At 68.3% G+C, this 20,541-nt stretch carries 20 protein-coding genes; 4 read left to right on the top strand and 16 right to left on the bottom strand.

All coding sequences use genetic code 11. The features are described 5' to 3' along the window. Nucleotides 1-11 precede the first annotated feature (11 nt). The 16 genes from ABDW59_RS06075 to rpsB all read right to left on the bottom strand — a co-directional run bounded on the left by ABDW59_RS06075 (nt 12) and on the right by rpsB (nt 15,230). Complete coding sequence (locus ABDW59_RS06075; protein WP_343628636.1) at nt 12-785, bottom strand: RNA methyltransferase; 774 nt, start codon at nt 783-785, stop codon at nt 12-14. A gap of 48 nt (nt 786-833) precedes the next feature. Continuing rightward, a complete protein-coding gene (gene rnhB, locus ABDW59_RS06070) occupies nt 834-1,529 on the bottom strand; it encodes a ribonuclease HII (RefSeq protein ID WP_343628635.1) in 696 nt (231 codons plus the stop codon). Then, nucleotides 1,501-2,646, bottom strand: a complete 1,146-nt coding sequence (gene lpxB / locus ABDW59_RS06065) for a lipid-A-disaccharide synthase (RefSeq protein ID WP_343628634.1) — start codon at nt 2,644-2,646, stop codon at nt 1,501-1,503. The genes rnhB and lpxB overlap by 29 nt, the downstream gene beginning before the upstream one ends. Before the next feature lie 19 nt (nt 2,647-2,665). Further along, the gene (lpxA, locus tag ABDW59_RS06060) at nt 2,666-3,457 is read right to left on the bottom strand and encodes an acyl-ACP--UDP-N-acetylglucosamine O-acyltransferase (RefSeq protein ID WP_343628633.1); all 792 of its coding nucleotides are present in this window, start codon (nt 3,455-3,457) and stop codon (nt 2,666-2,668) included. A gap of 26 nt (nt 3,458-3,483) precedes the next feature. Beyond that, nucleotides 3,484-3,942 carry a 3-hydroxyacyl-ACP dehydratase FabZ gene (gene fabZ / locus ABDW59_RS06055; protein WP_343628632.1) on the bottom strand — a complete coding sequence of 153 codons (459 nt, stop codon included), beginning with the start codon at nt 3,940-3,942 and terminating at the stop codon, nt 3,484-3,486. Further along, nucleotides 3,939-5,000: a UDP-3-O-(3-hydroxymyristoyl)glucosamine N-acyltransferase gene (gene lpxD / locus ABDW59_RS06050; protein WP_343628631.1), complete on the bottom strand. Its 1,062-nt coding sequence runs from the start codon at nt 4,998-5,000 to the stop codon at nt 3,939-3,941. The genes fabZ and lpxD overlap by 4 nt, the downstream gene beginning before the upstream one ends. A gap of 2 nt (nt 5,001-5,002) precedes the next feature. After that, nucleotides 5,003-5,512 (bottom strand): OmpH family outer membrane protein, encoded by a 510-nt coding sequence (locus ABDW59_RS06045; protein ID WP_343628630.1) that lies wholly within the window; start codon nt 5,510-5,512, stop codon nt 5,003-5,005. Next, nucleotides 5,512-7,815 carry an outer membrane protein assembly factor BamA gene (gene bamA / locus ABDW59_RS06040; protein WP_343628629.1) on the bottom strand — a complete coding sequence of 768 codons (2,304 nt, stop codon included), beginning with the start codon at nt 7,813-7,815 and terminating at the stop codon, nt 5,512-5,514. Before bamA ends, ABDW59_RS06045 begins: the two co-directional genes overlap by 1 nt. Before the next feature lie 9 nt (nt 7,816-7,824). Then, nucleotides 7,825-9,192: an RIP metalloprotease RseP gene (rseP, locus tag ABDW59_RS06035; RefSeq protein WP_343628628.1), complete on the bottom strand. Its 1,368-nt coding sequence runs from the start codon at nt 9,190-9,192 to the stop codon at nt 7,825-7,827. A 25-nt stretch (nt 9,193-9,217) separates the two neighbouring features. Then, the gene (gene ispC, locus ABDW59_RS06030) at nt 9,218-10,423 is read right to left on the bottom strand and encodes a 1-deoxy-D-xylulose-5-phosphate reductoisomerase (protein ID WP_343628627.1); all 1,206 of its coding nucleotides are present in this window, start codon (nt 10,421-10,423) and stop codon (nt 9,218-9,220) included. 25 nt (nt 10,424-10,448) lie between these two features. Further along, nucleotides 10,449-11,282 (bottom strand): phosphatidate cytidylyltransferase, encoded by an 834-nt coding sequence (locus tag ABDW59_RS06025; protein WP_343628626.1) that lies wholly within the window; start codon nt 11,280-11,282, stop codon nt 10,449-10,451. Between the two features lies 1 nt (nt 11,283). Next, a complete protein-coding gene (uppS, locus tag ABDW59_RS06020) occupies nt 11,284-12,015 on the bottom strand; it encodes a polyprenyl diphosphate synthase (protein WP_343628625.1) in 732 nt (243 codons plus the stop codon). A 14-nt stretch (nt 12,016-12,029) separates the two neighbouring features. Beyond that, nucleotides 12,030-12,590 carry a ribosome recycling factor gene (gene frr, locus ABDW59_RS06015; RefSeq protein ID WP_343628624.1) on the bottom strand — a complete coding sequence of 187 codons (561 nt, stop codon included), beginning with the start codon at nt 12,588-12,590 and terminating at the stop codon, nt 12,030-12,032. Nucleotides 12,591-12,647: 57 nt separating this feature from the next. Next, nucleotides 12,648-13,358: a UMP kinase gene (pyrH, locus tag ABDW59_RS06010; RefSeq protein WP_343628623.1), complete on the bottom strand. Its 711-nt coding sequence runs from the start codon at nt 13,356-13,358 to the stop codon at nt 12,648-12,650. A 107-nt stretch (nt 13,359-13,465) separates the two neighbouring features. After that, the gene (gene tsf / locus ABDW59_RS06005; protein WP_343628622.1) at nt 13,466-14,365 is read right to left on the bottom strand and encodes a translation elongation factor Ts; all 900 of its coding nucleotides are present in this window, start codon (nt 14,363-14,365) and stop codon (nt 13,466-13,468) included. Nucleotides 14,366-14,483: 118 nt separating this feature from the next. Continuing rightward, a complete protein-coding gene (gene rpsB, locus ABDW59_RS06000) occupies nt 14,484-15,230 on the bottom strand; it encodes a 30S ribosomal protein S2 (RefSeq protein WP_343628621.1) in 747 nt (248 codons plus the stop codon). Nucleotides 15,231-15,432: 202 nt separating this feature from the next. Between rpsB and ABDW59_RS05995 the strand changes: the two genes are divergently transcribed. The 4 genes from ABDW59_RS05995 (at nt 15,433) to ABDW59_RS05980 (ending at nt 20,482) form a co-directional block, all read left to right on the top strand. Next, on the top strand, nt 15,433-16,794 hold the full coding sequence (locus tag ABDW59_RS05995) for an amidase (protein WP_343628620.1): 1,362 nt from the start codon (nt 15,433-15,435) through the stop codon (nt 16,792-16,794). Further along, nucleotides 16,794-17,999, top strand: coding sequence for an FAD-dependent oxidoreductase (locus tag ABDW59_RS05990; protein WP_343628619.1), 1,206 nt, complete (start codon nt 16,794-16,796; stop codon nt 17,997-17,999). Before ABDW59_RS05995 ends, ABDW59_RS05990 begins: the two co-directional genes overlap by 1 nt. Nucleotides 18,000-18,035: 36 nt before the next feature. Further along, nucleotides 18,036-19,595, top strand: a complete 1,560-nt coding sequence (locus ABDW59_RS05985; protein ID WP_343628618.1) for an NAD(P)H-hydrate dehydratase — start codon at nt 18,036-18,038, stop codon at nt 19,593-19,595. Between the two features lie 248 nt (nt 19,596-19,843). After that, nucleotides 19,844-20,482, top strand: a complete 639-nt coding sequence (locus tag ABDW59_RS05980) for a PEP-CTERM sorting domain-containing protein (RefSeq protein WP_343628617.1) — start codon at nt 19,844-19,846, stop codon at nt 20,480-20,482. Nucleotides 20,483-20,541: the final 59 nt, after the last annotated feature.

The raw sequence follows: 20,541 nt of genomic DNA, 5'->3' as shown, positions 1-20,541 counted from the left end.
AGCGCCGCTCCTCAGACGAGACGGCGTCGCGCGGACTCGTAGAGACAGATGGAGGCCGCGCTCGCGACGTTGAGCGACTCCTCGCCCCCCGGCTGCGGAATGCCGATGCGCAGCGCGCAGCGCTGCATCAGCGCCTCCGACACGCCCTGCCCTTCATGCCCCATGACCCAGGCGCACGGGTTCGGCAGATCGGCCTCGTGCAGCAGCGCATCCGAATGCGAGCTCGTCGCCAGCAGCGGGACCTTCAGCGCCTCAAGATCCTCGACAGCCAAGCCCTCGATGAGCTTCAGTCCAAAGTGCGCGCCCATCCCGGCGCGGAGCACCTTGGGCGACCACAGTGCCGCCGTACCCTTGAGCGCCAGCACCTGCCGGAAGCCCAGCGCCGCGGCGCTGCGCAGGATGGTGCCCACGTTGCCCGCGTCCTGCAGTCGGTCCAGCACGATGGAATCCGCGCGCGCCTCCATGCGCGGCGGCGCCGGCAGCGCCAGCTCGAAGCCGATCTGGGCCGGCGACTCCAGCCCGGACACCGTCTTGAACAGCGCCGGCGACACCACCAACACCTTGGGCGCCACGTCCGCCAACGCCCGCATCGCCTCGTCAGCCGCGGCGGCATCGGTGATCAGCGCCAGCGCCGGTACCACGCCGCGCTGCACCGCCGCACGCGCGAGGTGATCGCCCTCCAGCCAGATGCCGCCCAGCTTGCGATAGGCGCCGCCGTCCTGGGCCAACTTGCGCAGGTGCTGCAGCTTGGGGTTGTCTCGCGCGGTGATCGACTGCCAGCTCATGCGGCGCTCATTCCAGGTTGCTTGCGGGCTCGCGCCCGCGGGATCGGATCAATCGAGCTCGGTCACGCCGGCGCCGGCATTCGCGCCCGCGCCGACACCGATGGTCAGGCTCACGGCGCTCAGCTCCAGCGTGCGCACCGGCGCGAAGGTCTGCCGATGCCAGGCCGACGCGCCATGCAGGCGCAGCGCTTCCAGGTGCTCCCGCGTGCCGTAGCCCTTGTGGTTGTCGAATCCGTACTGCGGGTACTGCTCGTGCATCTGCAGGCAGAAGCGGTCCCGATGCACCTTGGCCAGGATGGACGCCGCCGAGATCGCCGGCACCAGCGCATCGCCCTTGACGATGGCCTCGGCCGGAATGCGCAGCACGGGAAGCCGGTTGCCGTCCACCTGCACCCGCGCGGGCTTGAGCCGCAGGCCCTCGACCGCGCGGCGCATCGCCAGCATCGTCGCCTGCAGGATGTTGATCTGGTCGATCTCCTCGACGGTCGCCTCGGCGATGCAGAAGCACAGCGCCTTGGCCCGGATCTCGTCGAAGAGCTGCTCGCGCTTCTTCTCGCTGAGCACCTTGGAGTCGCCCAGCCCCTTGATCGGATTCTGGTCGTCCAGGATCACCGCGGCGGCCACCACAGGGCCGGCCAGCGGACCGCGGCCCGCCTCGTCGACTCCGCAGAGCAAGCCCTCGCGCGCCCACTCCAGGCCGAGCTGTTCGGGCGGCTCAGCGGCCGAGGATTTTCGCGATCGCATCGCCGGCCCTTTGCGCGGTGTTGCAGCGCAGCTGTTGGTGGATCTCGAGGAAGCGCGCCTGCAGACGCGCGCGCCGCGGCGCGTCGTCCAGCCAGGCCAGACCTTCCGCGGCGATGCGCTCGCCGGTGCACTCGTCCTGCAGGCACTCGGGCACCAGGGTCTCGCGCGCGAGCACGTTCGGCAATCCCACCCAGGGGAGCAGCGCCTTGCCCTTCATCCGCCAGGCGTTGAACCAGTGCAGCTTGTAGGCGATGACCATGGGCCGCTTGAGCAGCGCCGCCTCCAGCGTCGCCGTGCCGCTGGCCACCAGCGTCAGATCGCAGGCCGCCAGCGCATCCTGCGCGCGGCCGTCGAGCAGCGTCAGCGGCAACCCGGCGCCATGACGCGAGACCAGGGCCTCGACCAGCGGCCGCAGCCCCGGCGCGATCGGGATCACGAAGCGCAGCTCGGGCCGCGCCTTCAGCATCCGCTGCGCCGCGTCCAGCAGCGCGGGTCCGATGTAGGTCAGCTCGCTGTTGCGGCTGCCCGGCAGCAACGCGACGATCGTGTCCCGCTCGCCGAAGCCGAGCTCGCGGCGGGCTTCCTCGGTGGGCGGCTCGAACGAGATCTGGTCGGCCAAGGGATGTCCGACATAGGTCGATGCGATGCCGGCCTTGGCCAGGATCTCGGGCTCGAAGGGGAACAGGCACAGCACGTGATCCGCGCTGCGCTTGATCGTGTTCACACGCTCCGCGCGCCAAGCCCAGATGGACGGGCAGACGAAGTGGACGGTCTTGATGCCCGCCTCGCGCAGCCGCTGCTCGAGACCGAAATTGAAGTCCGGCGCGTCGACGCCGACGAACACGGAAGGCCGCTCCGCGATCAGGCGGTCGCCGAGCTGACGACGGATCGCCAGCAGCTCACGGATGTTCTTGATCGCGTCCCAGTAGCCGAAGATCGACAGCTTGTGGCTGGGCCACCAGGCGTCGAAACCTTGCGTCTGCATCTTGGGCCCGCCGATGCCGGCTGAGCTCAGCGCAGGCCAGCGGGCCTTGAGGCCCTGCAGCAGCAGGCTCGCGAGCAAATCCCCGGAGGCCTCGCCGGCCACCAGGCCCAGTCGAGGATCCGTGGAGGTCATGACGCGCAGTCCGTGGGGCTTAGCGGACGAGGCCGCGTTTGGCGGCCGCCACGAAGTCCAGCATCAGCTGGATGTCGCGCAGCGACTCCGCGTCCTGTCCGTGCTTGAGCGCCTCGATGTTGGCGACCGATTGCTCCAGCGTCGTGCCGTCGCGGAACAGCAGCTTGTGGACTTGCCGGATCACGCCGATGCGGTCGTTGCTGAAGCCGCGGCGACGCAGGCCGGTCAGGTTGACCGCGCGCACCGTCAGCGGGTTGCCGTCGACGGTCATGTAGGGGGCGACGTCCTGCGCGACATGGCCCTGGAATCCGATCATCGCGTGCGCGCCCACATGCACGAACTGGTGGATGCCGGTCAGACCGCCGATCGTGGCCCAGTCGCCGACATGGACGTGGCCCGCCAGCGTCGCGTTGTTGGCCAGCACGCAGTGGTCGCCGATCACCACGTCATGGGCCAGATGCACGTAGGCCATGATCCAGTTGTCGGAGCCGACGCAGGTCACGCCCTGCTCCTTGAACGTGCCGGTATTGAACGTGCAGAACTCGCGGATCGTGTTGCGATCGCCGATGACGAGCTCGGTCACTTCGCCGCCGTGGCTCATGTCCTGCGGCATCGCGCCGATGGACGCGAACTGGAAGATCTTGTTGTCGCGACCGATCGTGGTCTTGCCCTCGACGACCGTGTGCGGGCCGATCGACGTCCCGGCGCCGATGCGCACCTCCGGACCGATCACCGCGTAGGGACCGATCTGGACCGAGTCGTCGAGCTGCGCCTTCGGGTCGACGATGGCGGTGGAATGGATCTGGGCCATGGGCGAATCGAACGAAAGCCGCGCGCTCAGCAGTCGAGCTTGCGCATGGTGCACATCAGGCCGGCTTCGGCCACGACGTCGTTGCCGACCAGCGCCTTGGCGCCGAACTTGTAGATGCCGGCCTTGGCGCGGTCCAGCGTCACTTCCAGGATCAGCTGGTCGCCCGGCTCGACCGGACGCTTGAAGCGCGCGTTGTCGATGCCGGCGAAGTACACGACATGGTTCTCGTCCAGCGTGAAGTTGTAGCTCTCCACCGCCAGCAGCGTCGCGGCCTGGGCCAGCGCCTCCAGGATCAGCACGCCCGGCATCACCGGCCGGTGCGGGAAGTGGCCTTGGAAAAACGGCTCGTTGATGCTGACGTTCTTCAGCGCGCGGATGCGCACGCCCTTCTCGACCTCGATGACGCGGTCGACGAGAAGAATGGGGTAGCGATGGGGCAGCTTCTCGAGGATGCCGTGGATATCGATGAGCTTCTCGGTGGTCATGTCGTCTTCTTTTCCAAAGCGCGCACGCGCTGGCGCAGGTCGTAGAGACCGCGCAGCGCGGCGGCATTCTTCTGCCACGAGGCCGCATCCTCGAAGGGCCACATGCCGGCGTAGGCGCCGGGTTTGTCGATGCTGTTGCTGATGTTGGCCGTGGGCCCGATCTGCACGCCGTCGGTGATCTTGATGTGCCCGTTGATGCGGGCGGCGCCGGCGATGATGCAGTTGGCGCCGATCTCGGCGCTGCCCGCGATCGCGACCGCGCCGGCGATCGCCGTGCCGCGGCCGATCTTCACGTTGTGGGCGATCTGAACCAGGTTGTCGATGATGACGCCGTCGGCGATCACCGTGTCGCCCAGCGCGCCGCGGTCGATGCAGGTGTTGGCGCCGATGTCCACGCCGTCGCCGATGCGGACCGCGCCGAGCTGCTCGATCTTGACCCACTCGACGCCCTGCTCGCCCTTGGTCGGGGCGAAGCCGAAGCCGTCGGCACCGATCACCGCGCCGCTGTGGATCAGCGAGCGCTCGCCGATCACGCAATCGCGGCCGAAGACCACATGCGGTTCAAGAACGGTGTGCGCGCCGACGCGGGCGTCCTGCTCGACGATCGTGTGCGCGCCGATGCGCACGCCCTCGCCCAACACGGCGCCGGACTCGATCACCGCATGCGGGCCGACCTCGACATCACGCCCGATGACCGCGTCCGCCGCGACCGTCGCGGTCGGATGGACGGCCGGTGCCGCGCGCGGCTTGCGCATGTTCGCGGCCCACCACTGGGTCAGGCGCGCGAAGTAGAGATAGGGATCCGGCGTGACGATGCAGCAGGCGATCGTGCCCGCGCCCTGACGCGCTGCGGCGGCCTCGGCCTGCTTCGGATGCACGATGACGCACGCAGCTTGCGTCGACGCGAGCTGCGCCTCGTACTTCGGATTCGAGAGAAACGCGATCGCGTCCGCGCCGGCGTCCTCCAGCGGAGCGATCGCTGCGATCGCCACGTCGGAGGCACCAACAAGATCGCCGCCCAAGGCGGCGATCAGTTCCGAGACCTGCACCTGCTTCACGGTCACTTCTGAGCGTTGAGCGCGTCTATCACCTTCTTCGTGATGTCCACGCGGGGGCTGGCATGAATCGCGTCCTGAACGATCAGGTCGTACTTTTCCTGCTCGAAGATCTGCTTGATGACCTTGTTGGCCTTCTCGACCAGGGCCGTCGTCTCTTCGCTCTTGCGCTGCGCGACGTCCTCGTTGAACTCGCGGCGCTTGCGCTGCAGATCGCGGTCCTGCTCAATCAGCTCGCGCTGACGGCGGTTGCGCTCGACGTCGCCCAGTGCCGGGCCGTCCTTGTCCAGCTTCTCGGCGGACGCGCGCAGCTTGCCTTCCTGGTCCAGCAGCGCCTTCTCGCGGCGGCTGAACTCGGCCTGCAGCTTGGCCTCCGCCGCCTTGGCGAGATTGGTCTCGCGCAGGATGCGTTCGCTGTTGACGTAGCCGATCTTGACTTCCTGGGCTTGCGCGCTCAGGGACGCCGTCGCCGCCAGACAGGCGGCCACGACGATCTGCGACAGCTTGCTCTTCATCAGAATGCAGTCCCGATCTGGAATTGGAATCGCTCGATTCTATCCGTGGGCTTCTTGCGCAGCGGGGAGCCGTAGCTCAGGCGCAGCGGACCCATGGGGGACAGCCAGCTGATGCCGACGCCGGCCGACACGCGCGTGTCCTTGAACTCGAGCTTCTCGTCCTGGCCCCACACGTTGCCGGCGTCCACGAAGCCGAACAGGCGGAAGCTCTTGTCGTTGCCCGATCCGGGCACGGGGACGTAGAACTCGGTGTTGATGTTGAACTTGCGGTTGCCGCCGGTGTACGAGCCGGTGACGTCGACGGGACCCAGCGTGCCGGGCTCGAAGACCCGCACCGAACCCAGGCCGCCGCCGTAGAAGTTCTTGAAGATTGGGTACGGGCGTCCGCCCAGGCCCTTGCCGTAGGCGACTTCGCCGTTGACCATCAGCGAGAACTTGCGGCCCAGGGGAATGAACTGCTGGTACTGCAGGTTGGCGATGGTGTACTGCGAATCGCCGATCGGGCTCAGTTCCAGGTTGACGCGCTTCATCGAGCCGGCGGTCGGCGTGATCACCGAGTCGCGGTTGTCGCGCTTCCAGCCGATGGTCAGGGGGATGGACATGGCCGAGGAGCCGAACTGGTTGCGGAACAGCCAGTAGCTGTTGGGCAGGCCGGTCGTGGTCGTGATGCGGGTGGTCTCGTAGCCGATGCCGAAGAAGACGGTGTCGTCTTCCGAGAACGGGACGCCGAACTTGACCGAGCCGCCGTAGGACGCGAACTCGTATTCCTCGCCCAGGTTGTTGATCGGCTTGACGGTCCGGTAGAACACGTCGATCGCGCGCGAGACGCCGTCCACGGTGAAGTACGGGTCGACCGTGGTCACGCCCAGCGAGCGGCCCGTGCTGGCCGTGTTCACCTGGATGCCCAGGTAGTTGCCGGAGCCGAAGACGTTTTCCTGCGAGATCGAGCCCGACAGCGACAGCTTGCTGGCGCTGGAGTAGCCGGCGCCGATCTGGATATTGCCGGTGGGGCGCTCGGTCACGGTCAGGGTGACGTCGACCTGGTCCGGGGAGCCGGGGACTTCCGAGGTGTCGATGGACACGTCCTTGAAGTAACCCAGACGCTCGACGCGGTCACGCGAAGCCTTGATGCGAGCGCCGTCGTACCAGGACGATTCGAACTGTCGGAACTCGCGACGGATGACTTCGTCACGGGTGCGGGTGTTGCCGGAGACCAGCACGCGGCGCACGTAGACGCGGCGTTGCGGCTCGCCCACCAGCGTCACGGTGACCTGGCCGGTCGCGCGGTCGATCTCGGGACGGCTCTCGACGCGCGCGAACGCATAGCCGAAGGTGCCGTACAGGTCCTGGAAGTTGCGGGTGGTCTGCGCGACCGCCTCGCCGTTGTAGGCCTGGCCGGGCTTGAGCGCGATCAGGCGCTTGAATTCTTCCTCGCGGCCCAGGAACTCGCCTTCCAGCTTGACCGCGTTGACCGTGTAGGGCTGGCCCTCGTTCACGGTGACGGCGATGCTGATGCGCTGCTTGTCCGGAGAGATCGTGACCTGGGTCGACTCGACGTTGAACTCCAGATAGCCGCGGTTCAGGTAGTACGAGCGGATCGTCTCCAGGTCGGCGTTCAGCTTGGCGCGGGAGTAGCGGTCGGTCTTGGTGTACCAGGTCAGCCAGCCCGAGGTCGTCTGTTCCAGCAGGCCCAGCAGCGTGCTCTCGCTGAAGACCTTGTTGCCCAGGATGCGGATCTCGGCGATCTTGGCCGGCTCGCCCTCGGTCACCGAGAAGCTGACGTTGACGCGGTTGCGCTCGATCGGGGTGATCGTGGTCGTGACCTCGGCACCGTACAGCGAGCGGGTCAGGTATTGACGCTTGAGCTCCTGCTCGGCGCGGTCGGCCAGCGCCTTGTCGAAGGGCTTGCCTTCACCGATGCCCACGTCCTTCAGGGACTTGCTCAGCGCCTCGGTGTCGAATTCTTTCAGACCGACGAAACTGACGTTGGCGATGATCGGACGTTCCTCGATCACCACGACGACCGCATCGGTGTCGATGTTGATCCGCACGTCCTTGAACAGACCGGTCGCGAACAGCGCGCGCAAAGCCGCGGCGCCCTTCTCGTCGTTGTAGGTGTCGCCGATGCGGAACGGGAGCGCCGCGAAGACCGTCCCCGGGTCGGTCCGTTGCAGGCCCTCGACACGGATGTCCTTCAGAACGAACGGGTCGACGGCCCAGGCGGATCCGGCGTGCAGCGCGGTGGCCAGCACCGCCAGTTGAATCACATGGGGGCGCAAAGCGTCGGGCAGGAATCGGGACATGCGGAAGCTTCAGTGCAGACCCAGCGAGCGGGTCAGATCGTTGAAAAGGGCCAGGCTCATCATCAGCGCCACCACGGCGATCCCCGCGCGTTGCAGCTGCTTGAGCCACCACTCGGAGACAGGGCGGCCGCTCAGACCCTCGAAAAGATAATACATCAGGTGTCCGCCATCGAGCATCGGCAGCGGCAGCAGGTTCAGGACGCCCAAGCTCACGCTGACGGCGCCGAGGAAGCTCAGGAATGCGGCGATGCCCAGCGTCGCCGACTGGTCCGCCGCCTTGGCGATGGTGATGGGGCCGCTCAGGTTCTTTACCGAAGCTTCACCGACCAACATCCGGCCCAGCGTCTTGACCGTCAGCGCGCTCAGCTCCCAGGTGCGGGTCAGGCCTTGCCTGATCGATTCGACGGGGCCGTAGTGGACGGTGACCATGTCGGCCTTGCCCGCAAAGCCCGCGCCGATGCGAGCAACGCGGTCCTCCCCGACCACGTCCACGCGCGGCGTGACGTCGAACTCAAGCACCTGCCCGTCACGCTGCACGGCCACGTGCAACGGCTTGGCCTGACCGTCCGAGACGGCGCGGCGCACGCGCTGGATCATCCAGGACGCATCGGGCACCGGCTCGCCGTCGATGCGCAGCACGCGATCACCGGCGCGCAGGCCTGCGGCCTCCGCCGGATCACCCGCGATCAGTTGCCCAAGCACCGGCGCCGCAAACACGCCGCCCAGTCCGAGCTGACGCATCGCGCGCTCGTCGAAGTCACGGCTCTCCAGCGTGTCGGTGTCGAGTCGCAAGGTGCGGCGGCCGTGGCCCTGCGCATTGCTGACGTCGAGGAACAGCGGCCGCTTGTCCGCCACCGCCTGCGCCACCTGCCAGCCGAAGTCCGGCATCGAGCGGATCTCGTCCCACGCCTGTCCGTCCTCGGACCAGGCCTGGATCCAGTCGCCGGCGCGCAGCCCCGCGCGATCGGCCAGCCCGCCGACCACCGGCGTGCCGAGCACCGCCTTGGCCTCGTCGCGCCCGATCCAGCCGGCAGCCGCGAACAGCGCCACCGCGAGCACCAGATTCGCGGCCGGTCCGGCGGCGGTAATGAACGCGCGCTGCCAGAGCGTCTTGCGATTGAAGGACCGATCGCGCAGATGCGCGGGCACGTCACCGTCGCGCTCATTGAGCATGAGCACGTAGCCGCCGAAGGGGATGGCGCTGAACGCAAACTCCGTGCCGTCGCGATTGGTCCGGCGCATCAGCACGCGGCCGAAGCCGAAGGAGAAGCGCAGCACCTTGACGCCGCAGGCCAGCGCCGCGCGGTAGTGACCCCACTCGTGGATCACGATGAGCACGCCGATCGTGATGAAGTAGTACAGGAGTTGGGAGAGCACGTCAGCGGTCCGATCGACGGAAAGGTCAGTGGGCGCCGAGTGACGCGATCAGGCTCTGCGCGTGACGCCGAGCGCGAGCGTCCAACGTCAACAGCCCCTCGACGCTGTCGACCTCGCCGGCCTGCGGCGCAACGCTTTCCAGCGTCGCCCGGTTGACCCGGCAGATGTGGTCGAAGCGCAGCTTGCGGTCCAGGAACGCGGCGACCGCTTCCTCATTGGCCGCGTTCAGCACTGCGGTGCTGCCCTCGGCGGCACGCAGCGCCTGCCAGGACAGATGCAGCCCGGGGAAGCGATGAACGTCGGCCTCCTCGAACGTGAGCGTCGGCTTGGCCAGGAAATCAAGCGGGTCGGCGCCGGAGGTGATGCGCGCCGGGAAGGACAGCGCATAGGCGATGGGGACGCGCATGTCGGGCGTGCCCATCTGCGCCAGCACCGAGCGGTCGCGGCAGACGACCATCGAATGGATGATGCTCTGCGGATGGATCACGACCTTGACCTGCTCCGGGGTCAGGTCGAACAGCCACCGCGCCTCGATGACCTCGAGCGCCTTGTTCATCATGGTCGCCGAGTCCACCGAGATCTTGCGGCCCATCACCCAGTTCGGATGCGCGCAGGCCTGCTCGGGCGTGACGCCGGACAGCGTCGACGGGTCGCGCTGGCGAAAGGGGCCGCCGGACGCTGTCAGCACGATGTGATCGATGCGTTCATGCCAGGTCGAGCGGTCCTCGGGCAGGCACTGGAAGATCGCCGAATGCTCGGAGTCCACCGGCAGCAGCGTCGCGCCGCCCTGCTCCACCGCGCGCATGAACAGCGCGCCGCCCAGCACGATGGCTTCCTTGTTGGCGAGCAGCAGGCGCTTGCCCGCGCGCGCCGCGGCGATCGCCGGCGACAGGCCGGCCGCGCCGACGATGGCGGCCATCACCGCATCGACTTCTGGATGGGCGGCGATCTCGCTCAGCGCGGCCAGACCGTCCAGGACTTCCGTGCGGGACCCCGCCTCGCGCAGCTTCACGCGGAGCTCCGCGGCCAGCGCGGGATCGGGCAGCACGGCGAAACGCGGCGCGTGCTGCACGCATTGAGCGGCGAGTTCGTCGACCCGGCTCATCGCCGACAGCGCGAAGACGCGATGGCGATCCGGATGGCGCGCGATCACGTCCAGCGTGTTGGTCCCGATCGATCCGGTGGATCCCAGCACGCAGACCTGCTGCGGGCGGTTGGAGGAATGGCTCATCGCGAACGGACCCGAAAAAGCAGGATCAAAGAGAGGTCAGCGCCAGCGCCAGCGGCAGCACAGGGAGCAGCGCGTCGACCCGGTCGAGCACGCCGCCATGGCCGGGCAGGAGCTGGCTGCTGTCCTTGGCGCCGGCGGCGCGCTTGACCAGCGACTCGAAGAGATCGCCGACCACGCTCATGGCCGACAGGAAGATCAGCGCGAGCACCGCCACCACGCCCAGCCGCTGCACCAGCACCGTGTACATCGAGGCCGAGTCCACGGCCACGCGCGCGTCGATCACATGGACCCAGACGAAGCCCAACGCGATCACGCCGATCAGGCCGCCGATGGCGCCTTCCCAGCTCTTGCCCGGGCTGATCGCCGGGGCGAGCTTGCGGCGGCCGAAGGCCTTGCCGGAGAAGTAGGCGGCGATGTCGGCCATCCAGACCAGGCACATCGCCGACAGCAGGAAGTTGATGCCGCGTTGCTTGGCGACGACCAGCGCCAGCCACGCCGCCCACAGCAGCACCGCGCCCAGCGCCAGGCGCAGCGTCGGGGACAGCTTGGGCCAGCCGACCACGCCGGCCGCCAGCGCACGCACGCCGCCGAGCACCCACACCCCGCCCGCCAGCCACCAGCACCAAGCGGGCACCGCGAAGCCCAGCGTATAGAGCGTGAGCGCGCAGACCGCGGCGAGCGCCAGACCGAAGCCCACCGCGAACGCGCCGGGCTTGCCGTTCAAGCGCGACCACTCCCAGCCGGCCGCGCCGATCATGACCAGCGTCAGCAGCGCGAACCACAGCGGGTTCGAAGCGAAGAGCGCCGGCAACAGGATCGCCAGCAGCAGAACCGCGGTGATCACGCGTTGGAGCAGCATCTCAGGCCTCCTGGGGCACGCCGGGAACGTTGACGCCGCCGAAGCGGCGGTCGCGGGCGCCGAACGCGGCGATCGCCTCGTCCAGCTGCGCCTCGCCGAACTCCGGCCAGAGGCAGTCGGAGAAGACGAACTCGGTGTACGCGGCCTGCCAGAGCATGAAGTTGCTGATGCGCAGCTCGCCGCCGGTGCGGATGAAGAGGTCGGGGTCGGGCGCGTAGCTCATCGCCATGAACTCCGACAGCTTGGCTTCCGTCAGCTCGTTGGCGGGGACCCCGGCCTCGATCGCCTTGCGGCAGGCCTGGACGATGTCCCAGCGGCCGCCGTAGTTGAAGGCGACGTTGAGCGTGAGCTTGCTGTTGTGCGCGGTCGAGTTCTCAGCCTCGGCCCAGGCGGCGCGCAGCTTGTCGGAGACCGCCTCGCGGTCGCCCACGATGCGGATGCGCACGCCCATCGCGCCCATGCGGGCCAGATAGCGCGACACCGCCGCCAGCACCAGACCCATCAGGCCGGACACCTCGTCGCTGGGCCGCTTCCAGTTCTCGCTGGAGAACGCGAAGACGGTGAGAAATTCGATCTCACGATCGATGCAGGCCTGGACCACGCGCACCAGCGCATCCACGCCCTGCTTGTGGCCGAAGAAGCGCGGGAGGAAACGCTTCTTGGCCCAGCGGCCGTTGCCATCCATGACGATGGCGACATGGCGGGGCACTCCCGCCTTGCGGTCTTCGCTCACGAGCCGCGTGCCGATCAGACCGCCATGATCTCGGCTTCCTTGGCCGAGAGCAGCTTGTCGATCTCGTTGACGACGCGGTCGGTCAGCTTCTGGACTTCGTCCTGGCTGCGACGCTCGTCGTCCTCGGTGATGACCTTGTCCTTGGCCATCTTCTTCGCCTGTTCATTCGCGTCGCGGCGCAGGTTGCGCACGGCGACCTTGGCGTCCTCGGCGGCACCCTTGGCCACCTTCACCAGATCGCGGCGGCGCTCTTCCGACAGCGGAGGCATGGGGACGCGGATCAGGTCGCCCATGGACGACGGGTTCAGGCCCAGGTCCGACTCGCGGATGGCCTTCTCGATCTTCTGGCTCATGCCCTTTTCCCAGGGCTGCACGCTGACCGTGCGGGCATCCAGCAGCGTGACGTTGGCCACCTGCGAAATCGGGACCATCGAGCCGTAGTAGTCCACGTGCACCTGGTCCAGCAGACCCGGGTGGGCGCGACCGGTACGGATCTTCTGCAGCTCGTTCTTGAAGGCCTCGACGGACTTGGCCATCTTGGCTTCGACGTTCTTCTTGATGTCGGCGATGCTCATGTTCTTTTCCTCAATCGAAGTCTGGGACGATGCGGCACTCTCAACGCGCCGCGCCGGTCAGACGTGCACCAGCGTGCCCTCGTCCTCGCCCATGACGACGCGCTTGAGCGCGCCCGGCTTGAAGATCGAGAACACCTTGATCGGGAGCTTCTGGTCGCGGCACAGCGCGAACGCCGTCGCGTCCAGCACTTGCAAGTTCTTGCTGATGGCCTCGTCGAAGCTGATGCGCGTGTAGCGCGTGGCCGTCGGGTCCTTCTTCGGATCGGCGGAGTAGACGCCGTCGACCTTGGTCGCCTTCAGGACGATCTCGGCGCCGATCTCGGCACCGCGCAGCGCGGCGGCCGTGTCGGTCGTGAAGAAGGGGTTGCCCGTGCCGGCCGCGAAGACGACGACCTTGCCCTCTTCCAGATACTGCAGCGCCTTGGGGCGCACGTAGGGCTCGACGACCTGCTCGATCGCGATGGCGGACATGACGCGGGCGGTCATGCCTTCCTGGCGCATCGTGTCGGCCAGGGCCAGCGAGTTCATCACCGTCGCCAGCATGCCCATGTAGTCGGCCGTCGCGCGGTCCATGCCGACCGAGCCGCCGGCCACGCCGCGGAAGATGTTGCCCCCGCCGATCACGACCGCGACCTCCACACCCAGCTTCGTCACTTCCTGGATTTCCTGCACCATGCGGACGATGGTCGCGCGGTTGATGCCGTAGGAATCGTCACCCATCAGGGCTTCGCCGGAGAGCTTGAGCAGGATGCGTTTGTGCGCGGGCATTGTTACCTCGTCTATACAACCAAAGGAGAGTGTCGTGCCTGCTGCGCAGGGCTTGCAGGGGCACAAGTGTAAAGGGCGCCAGAGGCGCCCTTTTTGAGTCGCGGAGCTTACTGCTGCTTGCTCGCGGCGGCCACCTGGGCAGCCACTTCGGCGGCGAAGTCGTCGACCTTCTTCTCGATGCCTTCACCGACCACGTACAGGGTGAAGGACTTCACCGTGGTGGCCTTGTCCTTGAGCATCTGAGCCACGGTCTGCTTGCCGTCGGCGGCCTTCACGAAGACTTGATCCAGCAGCGAGACTTCCTTCAGGAACTTCTGCACCGAGCCCTCGACCATCTTGGCGACGATCTCGGCCGGCTTGCCGGACTCGGCGGCCTTCTCGGTGGCGATCTTGCGTTCCTTCTCGACCAGATCGGCCGAGACATCGGCGGACGACAGCGCGGCCGGCTTCATCGCGGCGACGTGCATGGCGACGTCCTTGGCGGCGACGTCGTCACCGTCGAACTCGACCACGACGCCGATGCGGGTGCCGTGCAGGTACGAGGCCAGCTTCGAAGCGCCTTCATAGCGCTTGAAGCGGCGGATGGTCATGTTCTCGCCGATCTTGCCGATCAGGCCCTTGCGCACGTCTTCCACCGTCGGGCCGAAGCCTTCTTGCGACAGCGGCAGCGCGGACAGCGCGGCGATGTCGGCCGGGTTGGCGTCGACGATCAGGCCGGCGACGGCGTTGACGAAGGCCAGGAAGGCATCGTTCTTGGAGACGAAGTCGGTTTCGCAGTTGACTTCGACGATGGCGCCGACGTTGCCCTTCACGGCCGCGGCGACGATGCCTTCAGCGGTGACGCGCGAGGCGGCCTTGCCGGCCTTGTTGCCCAGCTTGACGCGAAGGATCTCTTCCGCGCGCTCCATGTCGCCTTCGGCCTCGGTCAGCGCCTTCTTGCACTCCATCATGGGAGCGTCGGTGCGGGCGCGCAGCTCGGCGACCATGCTTGCGGTAATTGCTGCCATTTCAATCTCCGTGTGTCGCGATGCCGGAACGACCCGGCACCGCAGATATCTGAATCTGATTGGACGAAGGGGGCTGAATCAGCCCCCTTGTCAGAACCCGTGAGGGTCAGGGCCTGGATCAGGCGCCTTCGTTCACTTCGACGAATTCATCGCCTTCGGCGGCGACAGCGGTCACGACTTCGTTCGAAGCGTTGGCGCGGCCTTCCAGCACGGCGTCGGCGACCGCCTTGGCGTACAGCGCGACAGCCTTGGCCGAGTCGTCGTTGCCAGGAATGACGTAATCGATGCCTTCGGGCGAGTGGTTGGTGTCGACCACGCCGATGACCGGGATGCCCAGCTTCTTGGCTTCGGCGACGGCAATCTTGTGATAGCCGACGTCGATGACAAACAGCGCGTCCGGCAGGCCGGCCATGTCCTGGATGCCGCCGATGTTCTTTTCCAGCTTGCTGATGTCGCGTTGGAACATCAGGGCTTCCTTCTTGATCGCGGGCTGGGTGCCGGCGTCGATCTGGGCCTGCATGTCCTTGAGCTTCTTCAGCGAGGTCTTGACCGTCTTGAAGTTGGTCAGCGTGCCGCCCAGCCAACGCTGGTTCACGCTCGGGACGCCAGCGCGCTCGGCTTCGGCGGCGACGATGTCGCGGGCCTGACGCTTGGTGCCGACCATCAGGATCGTGCCGCGCTTGGACGACAGCTGGCGCACGAACTTCAGGGCTTCCTCGAACGCGGGCAGCGTCTTCTCGAGGTTGATGATGTGGATCTTGTTGCGATGGCCGTAGATATACGGGGCCATCTTGGGATTCCAAAAGCGGGTTTGGTGGCCAAAGTGGACGCCGGCTTCCAGCATCTCGCGCATCGTGACGGACATGTAATAACTCCGAAGGTTGGTTCTAGAATCCGGCGCGAATCGCAACAGCTGCTTGCCGTTGCAACACCTTTGATCGCCGGATCCGCGAATTTGCGAGGTGAGCCAGCGGATCGGCCGCCTTCCACACCCCGCGTTCCCACCAGACTCCAGCCCCTTTGGCTGGCTTATCCGGCGAAACCCGACGAGTATAACCCGTTTTCGCATGCCGATCGACCTCACCGAGGCCCTCACTGCGCTGGGCGCCTGCCGCCGCGACGCCCGCGCCCTGTTGGAAGAGAGCCTCGCCCAGGCCGACAGCCCGGCTTGCGAGCACGTCTTCCTGCGCCGCTTCGACGACCAGGCCCGCGCCGCCGCGCAAGCCAGCGACGCGCTGGCCGGGCGCGGCGCGCCGCGTCCGTTGCTGGGCGGATTGGCGGTGTCGGTGAAGGATCTCTTCGACGTCGCCGGGCAGCCGACCACCGCCGCCTCCGCCGCGATGGCGGACGCACCTCCCGCCGCGCAGGATTCGCCCGCTGTCGCCCGACTGCGCGCCGCAGGAGCCGCGCTCATCGGCCACACCAACCTGAGCGAGTTCGCCTTCTCTGGCGTCGGCATCAATCCGCATCACGGCACGCCCCGGAATCCGGTGACACGCTCCATCGACGGCAAGGACCGCATCCCCGGCGGCTCGACCTCCGGCGGCGCCGTCAGCGTCGCGACCGGCGCGGCCTGGGCGGCGCTGGGCTCGGACACGGGCGGCTCGCTGCGCATCCCCGCGGCGCTGCAAGGTCTGGTCGGATTCAAGAGCACCGCGCGTCTCGTCCCGCTGGGCGGTGCGATCCCGCTGTCGCCCTCGCTGGACACGGCGGGCGCGATCACACGATCGGTGCGCGATGCCGCGCTGATGCATGGCGTGTTGAGCGGCGCGCCGATCGCGCTCGACCATCGACCGCTCGCCGAATGGCGGCTCGCCGTCACGCGGAGCTTCATGCAGGACGAGCTCGAGCCCGCCGTCGCGACGGCCTTCGAGCGTGCACTCGACGCGCTGCGCGCGGCCGGCGCGCGCATCGAGGAGCGCGCGCTCCCCGCCCTGCATCGTGTGGCGGAACTGCAAACCCAGGGCGGCATCACCGCCGCCGAGTCCTGGGCATGGCACCATGCGCGCCTCGCCGAACGCGGCGACCGTTACGACCCGCGCGTCGCGCTGCGCATCCGCCGCGGCGAAGCGATCGCGCCGGCGGCCTATCAGGCCCTGCTCGACGCCCGCACCCGCTGGATCCACGACATGACCGCCTCGATGCAAGGCATCGAGGCTTTCCTGAGCCCGACCGTACCCCTCCAAGCCCCGGAGATCGCCCCCTTGCTGCACAGCGACGACCTGTTCTTTGCCACCAACGCGCGCCTGCTGCGCAACACCGCCGTCGTGAATCTGCTCGACGGCTGCGCGATCTCGATCCCGTGCGAGCACCCCGGCGAGCTGCCGGTCGGCCTGATGCTGTGGGCGCCCGCGATGCGGGACGCCACGCTGCTGGGCGCCGCATCCGCGGTGGAGCGCACGCTGGCCGCCTCGGCGGGAGCGCGCTGATGCGGGTCGCGATCATCGGAGCCGGCCTGGCCGGCGTCACGAGCGCGTATGAACTCGCGCTCCAGGGCCACGAGGTCCATGTCTTCGAACGCGACACCAGTGTCGCCACCGGCGCGAGCTTCGCGCCGCCGGGGCTGATCGCTCCGGGCCTGATGGCGGCGCGTCCGCAATGGCCGATGGCCTGGCGCGGCAAGCCCTCCCAGCTGGGATGGAAGCTGGCCCATTGGCGCGCCCGTCGCGCCCGCGGCCAGCAGGCGCTGCCCGAGGCGCTGCATGCGCTGGCGCTGCGCGGTCAGGCGGTGATGGCGGTCTGGCGGCGCGAGCTGCAGATGGACGTCGAGCGTGAAGGCGGCGTACTGATGCTGTGGCGCAACGCCAAGGACTACAAGGCGGCCGCGCCGCTGCTGGCGCGCCTGCAGGAGCGGCAGGTGCCGCATCGCGAGCTCGATGCCGAGGGCTGCCGCACGCACGAGCCCGGCCTGAACGCCGAGTCGCCGCTGCACGGCGGCATCCTGCTGACGCAGGACGAAGCCGCGAACGCGCGGCAGTTCAGCCAGGCGCTGAAGCTGGAAGCGCAGCGGCTGGGTGTGCGCTGGAACTTCAACACCGAGGTGCTGCGCATCGAGCCCGGCGCGCAACCCGCGGTGCACGTCGCCGCCGGCGAGCCGCTGCGCGTGGACGCGGTGATCGTCTGCGCCGGCAAGGGCGCGGCGGCGCTGCTGGCCGCGCAAGGCCTGAAGCTGCCCTGGGGCACGACCCACACCCACACGCTGACCGCGCCCTTGCGCCAGCTCGAGGCGCATCCCGACCTCGGCCCGCGCGCGACGGTGATCGACATGAGCCTGGGCGTCAGCCTGACGCGACTCGGCCAGCGCGTGCGCGTGGGCGGCGGCAACGAGCTGGGCGGCTCGTCGACGCAGCCGGACGGCCAGTCGATGGGCACGCTGCACCAGGCGGCGCACGACTGGTTCCCGGGCGCGCTGCTCGCGGCGGGCCAGCAGCGCTGGAAGACCGCGCGCTTGATGCTGGCCGACGAGCTGCCGCTGATCGGCGAATCCGGCTTGCCCGGCGTGTGGCTGAACATCGGCCATGGCGAACACGGCTGGACCATGGCCGGCGGCGCCGCGCAACTGCTGTCGGCGCGACTGGCCAAGAAGGACGCGGGCATCGACGCCGCGCTGCTGGAGCCGGGCCGACTGCGCTGAGCGCGCCGCTGCGAGGCAGCGGATAGAGTCGGCAGCATGTTGCCAGTGCTGCCCCTCTCCCACGATTGGTCCCTTCACGACGCGCCGTCGAGCCGCCGCATCGAGGCCGCGGCACTGTCGGTGCACCCACCCCATACGCTGATCGAGCGCGCCGGCCTGGCCGTGGCGCGACTGGCGCTCGCGCTGAAGCCGTCGGGCAAGCACGCACGGGTCTTCGCCGGACCGGGCAACAATGGCGGCGACGGACTCCTCGCGGCGCGCCATCTCGCGACGCGCGGGTGGTCGGTCGAGGTCATCCTCGTCGGCGCGATGCCGAAACCTGGGACCGATGCAGCCCATGCCTTCGAGGCGGCGCAGCAGGCTGGACTCTCGATGCGTCATGGCGTGTCGGATGCGCCCGGCATTCCCGGCACCCCAGAGCCAGCAAAGCACACCGGCGCGGCCGGCTGGGCCGACATCGTCATCGACGCCCTCCTCGGCCTCGGCGCTTCGCGCCCGCCCGACGGCGAGTTCGCCGCCGCGATCCAGGCCATCAACGCGTCACGTCAGAAGGGCGCGATCGTCCTGGCGGTCGACCTCCCCAGCGGGCTGGACGTCCGCACCGGACAGCCGCTCGGCGCCGACGTCGTCCGTGCCGACCACACGCTCAGCTTCCTCACGTTGAAGGCCGGCCTGTTCACCGGTGAGGGCCGCGCGCTCGCGGGCCGGATCTGGTTCGACGACCTGGACACCCCGGTGGGCGAGGACGGCATTGCTTCGCTCTTCGGCCCCCTTCACATCGAGCGCTGGCAGCGCGCCCATGAGCGCTCGGCCACCAGCCACAAGGGCCGCAACGGCGACGTGGTCGTGCTGGGCGGCGCACCCACGATGCGCGGCGCCGCCTGGCTCGCCGCGACCGCCGCGTTGAGCGCGGGCGCGGGCCGCGTCTACGCGGCGCTGCCCGACGACGACGGCAAGCCCTGGCCCGCTCGGCCCGAGCTGATGCACTGGGACTTCGACCGCTGGAACGCCCCGAGCGCCGACTGGCGCGAGGTCGTCGCGGTCTGCGGCTGCGGCGGCGGCTCGGCGATCGCGCCGGCCTTGTCGACGGTGATGCATTCGGCCACGCGGGCGGTGCTCGACGCCGATGCGCTCAATCTCATCGCCGCGGACGAATCGCTTCAGGCCGCCGTCCGCAAGCGCGCCGTGCAGGGCTGGGGGACGGTGCTCACGCCTCACCCGCTGGAGGCGGCGCGGCTGCTCGGACTTCGCTCGGCGGCGGACATCCAGGCCGACCGACTCGATGCCGCGAAGCAACTGGCGTCTCGTTTCGCGGCGACGGTGGTGCTCAAGGGCTCGGGCAGCGTCGTCGCAAGTCCCGGCCGACGCCCGGGCATCAACAGCACCGGCTCATCCGCGCTGGCGACCGCGGGCAGTGGCGATGTGCTCGCGGGCTGGATGGGCGGACTGTGGGCGCAGTCGCCCGACATCGCGCCGCACGAACTCGCCCGCGCCGCCGTCGCGTGGCACGGTGCGGCCGCGCAGGGGCATGCAGGTCCGTTGCTGGCAACGGACCTGATCGAGGCCATGGCCGCGCTGCATGCGCATTCCCGTTGAAACGCATGGCCGCTTGACCGTTCGGCCGTCAAACTGGGGGGGGCGAATCGCGGATCAAAGCGCTGTCGGACTTTTTGACAGTTTTGTTAACGCAGCCCGTACGGTTTCCTCACGACCCGCGCTAAGCCCTTGGCGCCCCTAGAACTAGGGGGAGTTGGCATGTTGTTTGCAAATGTGACAGCGGCCGCGACCTTGCCTATGCCGTCGCGCGCCCAGACTCCAAAACGAACAACAGACGAGGGAACCCCATGTTCAAGTCGATCAAAGCCGTCGCCGCCCTGGCGCTGGTTCTGCTGGCAGGCGCCAGCCAAGCCGCCCCGGTCCTGCTGGGCTCCGTCACGCATAACTACGGCAACGGCGCCAGCCTGTCCAATGGCGGCTACTCCAACAACAGCTGCGTCAAGTCGGGCTACGTCATCGTCAAGGACGCCGCGAACGGCTGCGGCAACTCGCGCTTCGCGGACAGCTTCGACTTCTCGTCGCTGAACATCGGCAGCGTCACCAGCCTGTCGCTGACGCTGACCTTCTCCGCCACCAACGACATCGCCTGGTTCATCTTCCCCGAAGACTGGCGCGTGCGTCCGGCCAGCGGCAGCACGGGCAGCGCCACGCTGTTCGACATGACCCGCACGGGCAGCACCATCAGCCAGACCTTCACCTTCACGGCCGCCAACCTGGACGTGTTCGCCAGCATCGTGGCCAACCGCAACTTCGGCCTGTGGTTCTCGGAAGAGTCGGCGTTCTCGCAGCAGTTCAACTTGCAATCGGCGACGCTCAACGTCAACGGCAACGCCGCCGTGGCCGCCGTGCCGGAACCGACCGCCCTGGCGCTGGCCTCGCTGGCGCTGCTGGCACTGGGCTTCGCTCGCCGCCGCAACGCGCGCTGATCGCTTCACGCCGAGCCGCGCGCCCAGCGCGACGGCACAAAAAACAAGGGTCTGGCGGC

The sequence above is a fragment of the Roseateles sp. genome (assembly GCF_039595295.1).
GTDB lineage: Bacteria > Pseudomonadota > Gammaproteobacteria > Burkholderiales > Burkholderiaceae_C > Roseateles.
The sequence above is the reverse complement of the archived record's forward strand: the minus strand, read 5'-3'. Positions and strand labels throughout refer to the sequence as shown.